Origin of the sequence: Haloarcula sp. NS06, assembly GCF_051122755.1 — an archaeon.
Taxonomy (GTDB): Archaea; Halobacteriota; Halobacteria; order Halobacteriales; family Haloarculaceae; genus Haloarcula.
Genome location: NZ_CP184846.1, coordinates 110,362 through 124,016 on the forward strand (window position 1 = coordinate 110,362; position 13,655 = coordinate 124,016).

The following is a 13,655-nucleotide window of genomic DNA, read 5'->3' on the forward strand; positions in this document are numbered from 1 at the left end:
TTTGGGACTGTTTCTGTCACAATCTTAAATACACCGGTGAGGAGAACCGCTCTGGAAAGAAAATATCATATAGAGGCGCCAAAAGTACGAATTTCGTCCAGTACCGAAACGTCTGCTATTCGTCGGGCAGGGAGAGTAAACGGCGATGCGGAACTGAACCACAGCGTGTTACAATTACGATAGAACCAGCGACCGGTCAGACCGCTCTCAGACGAGCGGTTCCTCGCGGACAGTCGCGTCGTATCGCTCTCCCTCGTAGAGGATTTCGACGCTCGTTCCCGGTTCGGCGTACTCGGGTGGGAGGTACGTGTAGGCGACGCAAGCGCCGACGGTGTAGCCGTACTCGGCGCTGTGGAGATAACCGATAGTCTCGTCGCCATCGAGAACAGGCTTGTTGTCCAGCACAACTTCGTCCTCGTCGTCGAGCGTCAGGCACGCGACTTTGTGGTTGATGTTGTCGCCGTCGGCGGCCGCAGCGACTGCCTCCCTGCCGATGAAGTCGGTTTCGAGGTCGACAGCCCACCCTAGGCCAGCCTCGTACGGGTTGTGCTCCGTGTGGAGGTCCTTCCCCAGAGCCGGAACCCTTTCTCGATTCGCAGTGAGTTCAGCGCGCCGTTGCCGTACGGGCGAATGCCGTACTCCTCGCCGGCCTCCATGATATGCTCCCAGAGGCGCTCGCCGTACTCCGAGGGCGTGTAGAACTCCCAGCCGAGTTCACCCGCATAGGAGACGCGGAGTGCAGTCACAGGGATGTTCTTCACGAAGAACTGCTGGCTCGTGAAGAACGGGAAGGCGTCGTCGGAGAGGTCGATGTCGGTGACCTTCGAGAGAACCTTCCGGGCGTTCGGGCCGGTACAGACCATCGCGGCGAGGCTGGAGGTCACGTCGTTGACGACCACGTCGTCAGGGGACTGTTCGCGCACCCACGCGACGTGGTTATTCCCGACTTCGCGACCCGTCGTCAGCAGGAGATAGCGGTCCTCGCCGGTTCGCGTGACCGTGATGTCCGCCCGGACGCCACCGCCTTCGTTGCACATCAGCGTGTACTTCACGTCGCCCACGTCGATGTCCATGTCGTTCGTACAGAGGTACTGGACGAACTCCCCGGCGTCGCTCCCGATGACCTCCATCTTGTTGAAAGAGGTCATGTCGTGGAGGCCGACGTTGTTGCGAACGTTCAGCGCCTCGGCGCCCTCGATTGGCGACCAGTACTTCGCCTCCCAGCCCTCGCGGTCGGGGATCTGGTCGCCGTACTCAGCCAGCAGATCGGCGTTAGAGTCGAACCAGTGTGGTTCCTCCCAGCCGGCCTCGGCCCACAATTCGGCGTCATACTTCTTGTGGGTGTGATACATCGGGGTTCGGCGAATGTCCCGCTGTGTGTCAGTCCAGACCCACTTGGGGTGCATGATATTATAGACAATGCGGTACTCCTCGCCGCCGATATCCCGGGCGAAGTCCCAGCTGCCCTCGTGCTCGTCGAAACGGTTCACGTCGCAATGCGCGAGGTCGATCGGACCCTTAGGAAGCCGTGGAACGCCGTGTTCCATCCACTCGGCAAGTGCTTTGCCGGCACCGCCGGCGTGCGTGACCCAGATGGCCGCCGCCGTCCAGAGGCCGTCGTATTCTTGAACGGGACCCATCACGGGGAGACCGTTCGGCGACTCCGCGAACATCCCGTTGTACTTGTGTTCGAGCTCCTTGCCGGCCGTCGCAGGGAGCAGTTCATCGCTGGCCTGACGCGGCGCCTTGTCCGGCCGATCCGGATGGGTCGCGTTGTTCATGTGGTAGTCCGTGAACTCGTGGACGGACCCCTGCTCCCCGTCGGGGTCGTTCCCGCCGAGGTCCTGCGGGTCAGGCACGATAGGGTCGTGGTTGTACGAGCCGATACCGTAGGAATCCCCGTGGTTCCGGTAGTACATCGCGTTGTCCTGGTCACGGAGAATCGGGCGGTCCGGCCCAACGAGAAGTCGCTTCGCCTTCTCTCCGGAGACGTTCTCGTAGTTCTCGAACAGCGGGTGGTCGGTAATGTCGACCGCGCTGTCGGCCAGTTCATCGAGGGACTCCGTCATCGTGTACTGGTGCTCGACCGGCGTTACGGGCAGGTGCACGTCGAGTTTCTCGCCGAGCTGGCGGGCCCAGATGTTCGTCGCTACCACCACCTCGTTGCACTCGATACTGCCGTTCTCCGTGACGACAGCCTGTACCGAGCCGTCCTCTGTCTCGACGTTCTCGGTGCGCGTGTGTGGGACGAACTTCGCACCCCTATCCATCGCTTCCCTGGCCAGCGCATCGCAGGCGACGACACCCGAGACCTGCCCGTCTGTCGGGGAGTAGTAGCCGCCCTTGATCTGGTCGGCGTCGACCAGCGGGAGGTGCTCGGTGACTTCTTCGGGCGAGAGTAACTGCGGGTCCTCGATGCCCCAGGCGTTCGCATACTCGACGCGGCGCTGGAGGAAATCCATGCGCTCCTCGCTGCGTGCGACTTCGATGCCACCTGTTTCGTTGTAGGCCTGATGTCCGTCCGCGCCTTCGAGGTCCGAGTACAGCCGTCGGCTGTAGTCCGCAAACTGGCTGAGGACCTTCGGTTCCGCGGTCTGAAACATGATTCCGGGGGCGTGCGTCGACGATCCACCCGTGGTCGGCATCGGCCCCTGATCAACCACGACCACGTCCTCGCGGCCGAGCTCTGTCAGCTGATAGGCGATGTTACAGCCGACGATTCCAGCACCGACGATGACGGTATCGGTCTGGGTCGGCAGGCTATCGGTAGGCTCCATAACTCTGCGTAGAACGTGCTATGGCGTGGCAATATAGTTACCGCCTGACCCACCGCTTTTGCAAATTGACATTGTTTTATCACGTAGTGTTTCAGAATAACAGGAGTACCATTGTTAATAAATTTGGTTCCCCTATGGTGGTTGTCACTTCTGTTCAAAAGCTTCTAATTGCTCCCAACTATCAGATTGTACTGTCGACTTATATGTTAACAGTGACCACACAATATTTTCCACATGATGCTCTCACACCATTGAGGACCGCTGTATTGGGGTGCTTCTGTTCCGGGGGAGTATCACAGTATCACTCCATGCGGCACAGTGGCGCTCCTCCTCCCAGCGTTTTTTGTTTGCACGCCATCAGGCAGTGATATGGACTACACGGCCGTCACGCATACGACGACTGACCGACGGCTTGGACGGTTGCCGTCGGGTCGAGACGTGTCTGTGACTGTCCACCAGTACGTCGGCGGCCCCGGGCCGACAGTGTACATTCAGGCGGCGCAACACGGCATCGAACTCAACGGCCCAGCCGCGTTACGTCGACTGCACGACCGCCTGACCGGCGCGGCCATCGCTGGGACGGTACTCGTCGTCCCGGTAGTGAACCAACTCGCGTTCGATCACCGGTCCTACATGACTCCTGGCGAGTACGACGTAATGAATCCGAACCTGAACCGTGTGTGGCCGGGCGACGAGTCCGGAAGCCTACAGGAACAGTTTGCCGCTCGGCTGTGGGAACTCGTGAAAGATGCCGACGCAGCAGTCGATCTCCACACCGGCACGGCAGATATGCTGGAACACGTTCGGTGCCGGGCGGGCGACGCAGCCGCCCAGCGCCTCGCCGAAGCGTTCGGCACTTCCTACAGACTCACCGACGGTCACGAGGACGCCGGCGACGACGGGTCGGGTGGGACGTTCCGCGCTGCGGCTGCGGAAGCCGGGATTCCGGTCATCACTGCAGAACTGTCGAACAGTCGTCGGATAGCACAGGATGCGGTTGCAGCTGGTGTCGACGGGATACAGAATCTCCTGCGCGAGCGGGCAGTCCTCCCAGCGGAGCCGGAACCACAGGCTGTGCAGACGGTGCTCCGAAACGATGCGGAGCCAGTCACCGCATCGGAATCGGGGTTGTTTGAGTGCCGACCGGACATCGCTGTCGGCGACACTGTCGACGCCGGGGAGCGACTGGGCACCGTCTACGAGCCCGCCTCGTTCGAGCAACAACAGATCGTCTCAGCGACAGAACGGGGAGTGATATTCTCGCTTGCCAGGGAGTCTGTTGTCGTGAAAGGGGAGCGACTCGCGGGTATTGCGATACCGCGATAACTGGCACTAGTCCAAAGAATCGTCCACGAGCACTGTTTCAGACGTTCGTTGCTAGCCGCAGTTTTGGGGTGGTTTATAAATGGGTTCGGTATTCCACACCTATCTCTACACCACAACGTGTCATAGTCACTCAATGACATGGGACTTCACACCGCTTTCATGGCGCTCGCGGAGGTCATCGATGCGTACGAATCCCGCGGTCGGTCAATCGAGACCGTCGAAGCATCGCCGGCCGACACCGGTGATGCGGTCCTTGATGTGACGCTGGCGATGCCGGTCTCGTTGCGGTCCGGCGGCGGCGCTGATGCGGGACTTACGCCGGAGACGGCGAGGCTGAACGACAGTGGTGACCTCGAAGTCACATTCTCGCCGTCAGCCACCGAACTCCCGTCAGCTACCGGTTCCTCACTGTCGGTAGACGATGCCTCGGCGACAGTCACCGACGACGACTTGCTCCTGACGGTAGACCTGACAATCGACGCCACAGGCGCGACAGACGAGGCGGCCAGCGCCGACTGTGGACCGGAACAGGCTGACGCCCGCGGCGCAGCAACCGTCACCGAAACGCGTTCGGCCGCTACCATTGAGGGTGACGATGCCTTGCCCGACGGGTCGGCTGTCTCGGATTCGGAGTCTATCAGTGACGGAAGCGACAGTTCACAGAAAAGCCCACAGTCAGATGCCGCGTCTACGGCGGATACGCAGTCTGATCGCGAGACCGACTCTGAATCCGACCTATTCGCCGCCGTCCGCGACGACTCCGTGCCACCGTACGAGGACACCGACTACCTGCAAGCGCTGTACGATGAGTGTGACAACTTCAGAGCAATCGCTGAGCAGATACAGATGGACGTCTCTTCTGAGACGGTCCGCCGATATATGATAGAAGCGGATATCCACGTCCCGAACACGTACGATACGTCCAGTGATGACGAGGAAGACCCGTCGGCTAAATCAGGGACCGCGGATGAGGACGCTGCCCAGTCTGCAGCGATAGATGAGGACGATCAAATCAGTGTCGCGGAGCCTGTCTCAGCCGAGTCGTCGGATTCTGCCAGAGAGTCGGTCAGAGAACTTCCGGACGAGCAACTGGTCACTGACGGGATTGGACTCCCGGCTGCTGTCCAACTACAAGACGTCGCGGATGCCGTCGTCGATTCTGACACGGTGTACGAGGTGCAGCGATGTCTGCGTCTCGAGCGTGGCCAGACCCGAGATCTGCTGGAGCAACTCAATCTGTTAGATCTCGTCCTCTGCCGGCTCGCAGATGAACCGGACCATGCTGTCTCCTACGGGACTGTGGCCAGTCGAATCCGGCAGTGTACGCCTCATAGCGCGTGATAGGAGTGAGTCCTTATAAATGGGTTCGATGCCCCACCCACAGAGAAAAGTACGGGTGCGTCCTAGCTCTGGCAACTCATGGCCCTCGGAACACGCACGGTCTCAGACAGTCAGGGTGTCCGGACGCTACTGACGAGCGCCCGGTTTGAACTGATGCCGTTCGAGAGCTTCGACGAGGAGATTACCCACCTCCCCGACAATGCGACTATCGCAATCACGACTTCGCCCCAGCTCGGCATCGAGAAGACCGTCGAAAAGACGGCGGAAGCCGCCGAAATGGGGTACGACGTTGTGCCACATATCGCGGCCCGCTACGTGGAAGACAGGGACCAACTCGAATCGATAGCCGAGCGACTGGAACAGGCGGGCATCACGGACATCTTCGTTCCCGGTGGCGACCGCGAGGAACCGGCCGGTGAGTACGAGTCAGCGCTCGACATGCTCGAAGCGCTCGAAGAGACCCAGTACTCCTTCGAGGAGGTAGGCATCACGGGCTACCCCGAGGGCCACGACTTCATCAACGACGAAACGCTGGCGGAGTCGATGGCACAGAAAGCACCGTACGCGACGTATATCGTTACACAACTCTGTTACGACCCGGATGCCGTGCTGGAGTGGGTCGAAGACATCCGTGCTCGCGGTATCGAACTCCCAGTCGAAGTGGGCATCCCGGGCGTGATGAACTACCAGCGGTTGATGCAAATCTCACAGAAAGTCGGCGTCGGTGATTCGATAAAGTTCCTCAGGAAGACCACGGGCATTCTTGGGTTCGTCAAGCAACTGGTCGGCTCCCGCGGGACCTACGAACCCGACGAACTCATCGATGGGCTCGCGCCCTACGTTGGAGACGACGAGTACAATATCCGCGGCGTCCACATCTACACGTTTAATCAGACGCCCGACACAGAGCAGTGGCGGCACAAGCGTCTCGACGCCTGAACCTGACCGGCTACTGTCCAGACCCGGGACAGCCAGCTACACTCTGTTTTCGACAGCCTTGCGAGCCGAAACTGTCAGCAGACCCCACTATGACCAGACTATCCCCAACGCAGTCCAGCAGGAAACTGAATTAATATTCGCCACGCCGCATCTATATGGCCGCATCTGTACGGCTGCAGAGCGGCAGTAACAATCGGCATGTGAGCGCGATGTCGCGCTACAACAATGTTGGTGGGGACGGAGTGCTGTGATCTGCATCATAAAAAGGTGTCAGGCGAAAATAAGCGAGTAGGGTGCTGGGACAGACGGAGTGGGGGCTAGTCGTCGCTTTCGGCCTCTTTCCGGGCGTTGAGCTTCGCTTGCTCGCGGGCGCTCGGATTGACAGACTCCTTGAATGGCACCTTCGCGGCGGTCGCAAACACCGGCTCGCCGGATTCCTCGGCGTACTCATCGGGGAGGTGGACCTGGAACTCCAGATCCAGTTCCTCGTCGTATATTTCGTCGTTGAGCGGCGTATCGCTGACTTCCTGAATCTTCTCGGCTGGGACGAATCCCATCCCGATGTTGGTCTCTAAGTCCGGATTCCACCACGGGGACGTGAGGTAGCCACACTCCTCACCGGTATCCGGATCGGAGATGAGCCAGAAGTCCGGGGCGTAGTCACGGATTGGCTCGCCAGCAATCTTCAGTCCGATGAGTTTGTGCTCGAACGGATAGTTGCCGTTCTCGATCTGTTCTTTCTGTGCTTCGAGCGCCTCTCTGCCGATGTAGTTGGCTTCTTTGTCGTCGGGGACGTGGTAGCCGAGGTTGACCTGGAACGGGGACGTTTCGTGGTCCATGTCCTGTCCCCAGGACATGATGCCGGCGGCGATACGGCGGTGATGGCCAGGTGCGATCTGGCGGCCGCCGTGGTCCTTGACAGACTCCATGACAGGGTCCCAGACGCGCTCGGCGTTTTCCATTGCGTCTTTGACGTAGATTTCGAAGCCTTTCTCGCCCGAGAAGCCAGTCTGGCTAATCAACACGTCACAACCGTCGATTTCGGCGTCCATCAAGCCGTAGTACGGCACGTCACTGACCTTGTCGCCGACGACATCAATCATCACGTCCTCGGAGCGCGGGCCCTGAATCTGCATCGGCGCCACGTCGATCTCGTCGATTTCAACATCAAAGTCGTTGTCGACGTTGACACCCTGTAACCACTGCATCAGCGTCGAGTCCGAGATCGAGAACCAGAACTCGTCTTCCTCGGGGCGGAGCAACACTGGGTCGTTCAGGATGCCGCCATCTTCGTTACACAGGATGACGTACTTTCCGTCCATGGCGTCCATGCCTGTCACATCACGGGTGACGACATAGTTCGTCAGCGCCTCGGCGTCGGGTCCCTTGACCCGGATCTGACGCTCTACGGCGACATCCCAGAGGGTGACAGTGTTGGTCAGTGCGTCGTACTCTTTCATCACCCCACCGTCCTCGGGTTCGATGAGGCCACGCGGGTGATAGAGGCGGTTGTAGACGGTCGCCCGCCAGGCGCCCTCCTCATTGAAGGACTTGTGGAAGAACGGGGACTTTCGAACGCGCGTCGACACCAACATCTCGATGTTGGGGTCACCAGTCTGGCGGAGGTTACGGGGGACGGTCCGGTCTGACTGGTCGACACTGGGATAGTTAGGATGTTCCTCGTTACCGGTCATGCCTCTGAAAGAACATATGAAATGCTAATAAAAGATATTGTTACTTGCTTCTGGGGTTTATGTACGGGTAGCTTTTGTGGGTAGCAAAGACGGACAGGAGCGTTTTCCAACAGCCCGTGAGCAGGAGTATTCCACCAGAGCCGTGTCGTGTTACTCAGCAGATGCCGAGGGTTGTAGTGTGAGAACGGACCGACACAGAACACAACCGGGCAGTTGCTGTGACTGTTCGGACAGATATCAATCCTAGTCGCTGCTGGTTCGAGTGTATCTCACAATAGCAAATTCGCTATGAGTCGTTCGTTCCGTCTCAGTCCAGTGCGACCAGTCGACTGTCGGAAAGACCGTATCGCCGTCGAAAGCTGCTGTTAGTTCGGTCAGAATGAGTTCGTCGGCCTGTGGGAGAAACTGCTCGTACACTGTCGCCCCGCCAATAACATACGCCGTAGATGCGTCACTATCGGCCGCTTCGGCCAATGCCGCCGTCGTCGAGGTAACGGCCGTGACACTGTCTGGAAGTTGCTGCGGCGCCGTGGTCAAAACAATGTTCAGCCGCTCCGGCAGCGGGCCATCAAGACCACGCCGAATACTCTCGAAGGTCCGCCGCCCCATAATCACCGGATGGCCGACAGTTGTCTGTTTGAAATGTGTCAGATCCTCGGGATACTGCCACGGGATGTCGCCGGCGGCACCGATCACACCGTTAGCCGCGACGGCGGCGATCAGTGAGAGTTTCATACGTACCCCTTTGTCGGGTTACTGGTAATAAATCCGTCCCAGCACGACTTCGCAACGCCAGAGCCACCCCGGACTTTGATAGCGTGTCTCGCGCGCGACTTATGGTGTTCAGCCATATAAAATGCCGTATGGATACGATTCACCTGTCGCCCGGTCCCGCCGCCGCTCAGGCGTTTCGTCTAGGGATCATTGCGAGTGCTGTCGGTGGACTCGCCGGAATCGCGACACTGTACTGGCTAGATGTCCTGACTCCGGTCTTTGCTGGATACACACTCGTTCTTCTGTTCCCCGTGTATCTTGTCTTCGTTGCGACAGCACTGAGCGTGTGGTTAGGCTATAACAAAGACGCGACAGCACTACGGCCAGTCTACCGTCAAAAAGATTCGAACGGGCGATCCGAGTAGAGTATTGCGGGAATGTAGATCTCATATCCGTTCTGATACATCTATTTTTGAGGGTTTTGTACACATACTGTAGAATTTAAATTCAAATAGGGTTCGGTATCACAGGCGTGGATTTTAATTCAACAAATCGAATGGGAGCGGCCGCGGGCGCCCCCAATAATGGATCTGTGAGCTTACTTCTCTCTATCAATTATTGTTGCCGCAATGAGGTTCCGCATTCCACGACGGAGTCTGCCGCTCATCGCTGTTGAGGACAGGCCAATTTCGTCGGCAACTTCGTTCAGAGAGATATCCCTTGGTTCTCCGAAATAGCCGTGTTCATATGCAGTTATTAGCGCAGTCAGTTGTTCGTCGGTCAACCCGTATGACGACTCACCGCCGGTGTCCGTATTTCCGTATATTTCGATGATATCGAGAGAAATGTCGTTCTCGTTTGCATACTCCCAGATCGTATTGAGTGCCTCGCGGTCAGGGAGCAACAGTCGGACGAGCCAGCCGTTGCTCTTTGTCTCTGTATGGACGAGAAATCCGTTGACATCAGTAACGACAGAGCTGATGAGTTTCGTTTGTGGGGTGTGTTCGATATAGTATATGCCGGTCTGGTCGGTCCAGTCGACAAGTTCGTAGCTCTGGACTGTCGGGTCAGCATCAAGCATCTCTTCGAGTCGGTCCCTGTCGGGATACTCAATGAGGAATGGAAATACGGTGGACCCCGGATCGGTGTTCCCCTGCGTGATGACACGAATCGCTACGTCTTCGAGGTTCTGTAAGGTTGGAACCAGCGCGAGGCGTTCGTGTTCGATATGTATTTTAGTCGTTATTGACATTTTATGGTGCGAAGACTGCTATCGAAGTCAGAGACGAATACCAGTCCGACAACTGGGCGCCATCATATGTGAATTACTGTATATACGCAGGTTCTCTACGTCAATGTTTACATGCACAGGTGCACACACGAGGGCAAAAATAAAAAGATGACTGCCGGCGGAAATAGCTCACATCACTCATAGCAGATCGTATTCTCACTAATGAGACCAGCATGGTGGTCACAGTCAAAACACCGAAGAAATATAGAACAACTTTGAAACTGTGTATCATGAATCCACTAAATTCGTTGCACAGCACACGTATATACCCAGACATGCATCAACAATCATTTATAATTGGGTGTAATAAACACCCGTAATTATCCCCTAGTGAGCTTAGAAAGCTATACCCAGTATTATGTATTGATATGAGCAAGACACAAATCCAATCCACCGAGGAAAGCAAGTTCTCAAACAACGACTTCTATCTGCCGGCAGTCGCCCTTCCACCGAACTTCGGTCGTTTTGAGTCGGTCGTGTCCGACCTGTTCGACTTCCACGGTGTCGTGTTGATTCCCGACAGTTACAACAAGTAATACGCCGACCATCGTTTTGCAGCCTGTTCAGGAATAGACTAGCACGTCCGTTTAGCCTACCAATTCGTCAGCAACCGCTTCGACAGCCTCGACAGGAACGTCGTATTCATCGGCTATTTCCTGTGCCTGTGCTGCCGGAAGTGAACCGTTTGCAGCGACCGCACCCATACTGGATTCCTGAGGCTGTGACGGCGCTAACGTTTCGTCACTGATGGACAAGTTGACTGCGTCCCACCGTGTGTAGTGACCCATCGAATCGAAGTACGCCTTCGTCGCCCGCCGTTCGTCGTCTCGGAACTCGGCGGTCAGGAGACCCTCCTCACCAACCAGCGGTCCGGCTTTGACGATCCCGGCCGGGTTGATGAGCATACTCCCGCCCGCGGCGACGTTGAACCCGAGTTCGTCCTCCGAGAACCCATCCGGCACAGCCTCGCTCATGTACGCCGAGCACGCGGCGACGAACGACTGGGTTTCGAAGGCGTACTCACGCATCGCGGGATAGATGTCACAGGTATCCACAGCCTCACTCGTCTCCGCGCGGGTCTTGTCCCCCGGATGACCGTGCTGTTCCCAGAAGCCGGGCCAGACGGCAGCGTGTATTTCCTCACCCATTGCGGTCAGCGCCGCCTTCGAGAGCGTCATATGGTTCTCATAGCAGATGAGCCCGCCGAGTTGACCGACATCCGTTTCGTAGGTGGCCAGGCTTGATGGGTCGCCACGGCCCCAGATGGCACGCTCCTCATGGGTCGGCATTAATTTCCGGTGGCGGCCCATCAGCTCCCCGGTACTGTCGAAGTAAAACAGCGAATTGTAGAGCGTCTCGCTCCCCTGCCGGTCACTGACTTCGTTCGTCCCCAGTACGAGTGTGAGGTCGGCTTCCGCGACTGCCTCGCCGAGTATCTCGGTAGCCTCGTCGTCGACATGGAGGCTGTTCTTCTGGAGGTCCACCATCAGGTCAGTCCATCTGGAGATAGACACACTGCCCCGCCAGTATGGGTACCCCGGGAAGTACGTCTCCGGGAAGACGACGATGTCCGCACCGTCCCGGCCGGCCTGCTCGATATACCGGCATGTCTTGTCCAGCGTTCCTTCCTTGTCGTGATAGACTGGCTCTACCTGTGCGGCCGCGAGTGTGAACGATTCGGCTGGCATTCGTTTGCAGCACACAGGCCAGCAGCAAGTCAGTTGGGCCGATATCCATGGGACGCGATCTTTGAACTGTGTCGTGAGAGACCGGGTTGAGCGCGTCCTATCCTACTGGCGTCCGGGCTCTGGGGCTTGCCAGGCAATGATAGTACCGGCGACAGCGACCACGCCAGCCAGTAAAAACGCCGGCTCGAATCCAGCTCTGTTCACCACGGCTCCGCCGGCAATCGGTGCAACAAACGCCCCCGCGAGGCCGATACTGGTCTGGAATGCGACCGCCGTTGCAGCGACGCGCGGGTCGACGAGTTCTCGGACGTACGTAAATGAGAGGCCAAGCGTCAGTTGGACCGCAAACCCGATCAGCAGGAGGACAGCAACAAGCAGTGGCAGCGAGCGAAACTGTGTAAACCCGAAGAGAAGCGGAGCGGCAAGACCGAACGACCACAGCACGATCGGTCGCCGTCTGCCGTCGGAGACCCGGTCCGAGATGAGGCCGCCGCTGATTCGAGAGAGTACACCAACGGCAGGGAATACGGCAACAACAAGCCCGCTCACGGTCAGAGAGAAGTCCAGTCCCTGCGTGAGGTACGACGAGCCCCAGCTGTTCACGAACAGGTACAGCGCGTAGCCGAGAAAGCCGAGAACACCGACGAGCCAGACGCTTGGGCTCCGGAGCACTGCTCCGAATTCCCGCAGGGACGGGGCATCGCCGTGGCTCCCGCCGTGCCCGCGGCTCGCTGGCCAGAAAACGGCCAGCCCCACGATTGCAGGGCCGATAAAGGCCAGAAAGACAGCCGGCCAGCCGAACCGCTCAGCGATGAGCGGACCTGATCCCTGTCCAAGTGCGAAGCCGACCGGCCCGCTCGCGGTGAAGATGCCGACTGCTGTCGCGCGGTGAGAGCCGTCGACGGCCCGGCTCACCATATCGATGCCGGCGTTCCAAACGACGACATACGCGGCTCCGCCCAGTGCACGCGAGGCGAGGATTGATTGGAATTGACCACGCCGCCCGGCTCGCCAGCCCCACACCCCGGCGATGAGTAATATGCCCACTGCAAGTGCCATCGCGGTTCTCGAATCAGTCCGATCCAGCACAGCACCGGCAGGGAGGCTGACAACAACAGCGGTCCCAAACATGACTCCGACCAAGAGGCCGGCAGCTGTCGGCCCGACCCGCAGTGATTCCTGAATAAGTGGTGTGACACTTGCAGGGACGATCTCGTATGCGGCCAATCCCATCGAAATCAGGCTCGCACCAACCACGAGCCACCACGTCGAATTGGCCGTTCGGACAGATGACTCAGCAGTGGTATCGGAAATGTCGGAATCAGTAGCCTGTGGTGTCATTCTGTCGGCAGGGCGTGTTTTGTCATCGCAGTACAGTGCTGGTATCGGAACTGGCAGTGGAAAACTCGGTCACTTCGGGTAGCGACCGTGTGGCAGGCGGTTCCCGAACCACACGGGAAGAACTGTGCTGTGTGGAGCAGTAACGGAGACTCACTATGTACAGATGAGATAACAGGGCGTATTGAAACCACATGACCCGAATCAACCAATACAGTAGTTTCCAGCCGTGGTCTGTTATGAGTGTAAAATCTACACGACGCCAGTGTACAAACAATGCGAAATATGCACATACATTTCTAAATTTAGATAGAGGTAATAAATCCAGAGTTGGTGCATTCTTATTTCACATTAACTTTCTATTTGTGTCGGTATCTAATCTCAATTCGTCTTTACCTCCAGTATTTCGACTGGAACAATAATCAAAAACCGGTATTTAGACATGGAGCAGACAGAGGCCAATAGCCATGTAGCGAAGTTCGGAGACAGAAGTTGCACCAGACTGATGCTGCTTCCTCTTCTATCTGTGGTACAGTATCATATCCCA

General features: G+C 57.8%; 10 protein-coding genes and 1 pseudogene. 5 read left to right on the plus strand and 6 right to left on the minus strand.

Features of this window, described 5'->3' with window-relative positions; all coding sequences use genetic code 11:
* Positions 1–207: 207 nt before the first annotated feature.
* Positions 208–2,777 (minus strand): annotated as a pseudogene (locus ACODNH_RS22215) (GcvT family protein).
* A gap of 369 nt (positions 2,778–3,146) precedes the next feature.
* Here ACODNH_RS22215 and ACODNH_RS22220 point away from each other — a divergent pair.
* The 3 genes from ACODNH_RS22220 (at position 3,147) to ACODNH_RS22230 (ending at position 6,383) form a co-directional block, all read left to right on the plus strand.
* Positions 3,147–4,103 carry a succinylglutamate desuccinylase/aspartoacylase family protein gene (locus ACODNH_RS22220; protein ID WP_434531867.1) on the plus strand — a complete coding sequence of 319 codons (957 nt, stop codon included), beginning with the start codon at positions 3,147–3,149 and terminating at the stop codon, positions 4,101–4,103.
* A 138-nt stretch (positions 4,104–4,241) separates the two neighbouring features.
* Positions 4,242–5,444, plus strand: a complete 1,203-nt coding sequence (locus ACODNH_RS22225) for a hypothetical protein (protein WP_434531868.1) — start codon at positions 4,242–4,244, stop codon at positions 5,442–5,444.
* Between the two features lie 78 nt (positions 5,445–5,522).
* Positions 5,523–6,383 (plus strand): methylenetetrahydrofolate reductase, encoded by an 861-nt coding sequence (locus ACODNH_RS22230; protein WP_306711085.1) that lies wholly within the window; start codon positions 5,523–5,525, stop codon positions 6,381–6,383.
* Positions 6,384–6,700: 317 nt separating this feature from the next.
* Here ACODNH_RS22230 and ACODNH_RS22235 read toward each other — a convergent pair whose 3' ends face one another.
* Together ACODNH_RS22235 and ACODNH_RS22240 are read right to left on the minus strand one after the other, a co-directional pair.
* Complete coding sequence (locus tag ACODNH_RS22235) at positions 6,701–8,077, minus strand: aminomethyl transferase family protein (RefSeq protein ID WP_434531869.1); 1,377 nt, start codon at positions 8,075–8,077, stop codon at positions 6,701–6,703.
* Between the two features lie 243 nt (positions 8,078–8,320).
* On the minus strand, positions 8,321–8,812 hold the full coding sequence (locus ACODNH_RS22240) for a dihydrofolate reductase (RefSeq protein WP_306711081.1): 492 nt from the start codon (positions 8,810–8,812) through the stop codon (positions 8,321–8,323).
* A gap of 128 nt (positions 8,813–8,940) precedes the next feature.
* Between ACODNH_RS22240 and ACODNH_RS22245 the strand changes: the two genes are divergently transcribed.
* Positions 8,941–9,216: a hypothetical protein gene (locus tag ACODNH_RS22245; RefSeq protein WP_306711080.1), complete on the plus strand. Its 276-nt coding sequence runs from the start codon at positions 8,941–8,943 to the stop codon at positions 9,214–9,216.
* Between the two features lie 173 nt (positions 9,217–9,389).
* On the opposite strand, the gene ACODNH_RS22250 is transcribed toward ACODNH_RS22245, so the two are convergent.
* The gene (locus ACODNH_RS22250; RefSeq protein ID WP_306711078.1) at positions 9,390–10,043 is read right to left on the minus strand and encodes a helix-turn-helix domain-containing protein; all 654 of its coding nucleotides are present in this window, start codon (positions 10,041–10,043) and stop codon (positions 9,390–9,392) included.
* A gap of 407 nt (positions 10,044–10,450) precedes the next feature.
* Between ACODNH_RS22250 and ACODNH_RS22255 the strand changes: the two genes are divergently transcribed.
* Positions 10,451–10,618, plus strand: coding sequence for a hypothetical protein (locus tag ACODNH_RS22255; protein WP_434531870.1), 168 nt, complete (start codon positions 10,451–10,453; stop codon positions 10,616–10,618).
* Between the two features lie 51 nt (positions 10,619–10,669).
* On the opposite strand, the gene ACODNH_RS22260 is transcribed toward ACODNH_RS22255, so the two are convergent.
* Positions 10,670–11,770 (minus strand): carbon-nitrogen hydrolase family protein, encoded by a 1,101-nt coding sequence (locus ACODNH_RS22260; protein ID WP_434531871.1) that lies wholly within the window; start codon positions 11,768–11,770, stop codon positions 10,670–10,672.
* Between the two features lie 102 nt (positions 11,771–11,872).
* Entirely contained in the window at positions 11,873–13,111 is a 1,239-nt protein-coding gene (locus ACODNH_RS22265) for an MFS transporter (RefSeq protein ID WP_434531872.1), read from the minus strand.
* Positions 13,112–13,655 lie beyond the last annotated feature (544 nt).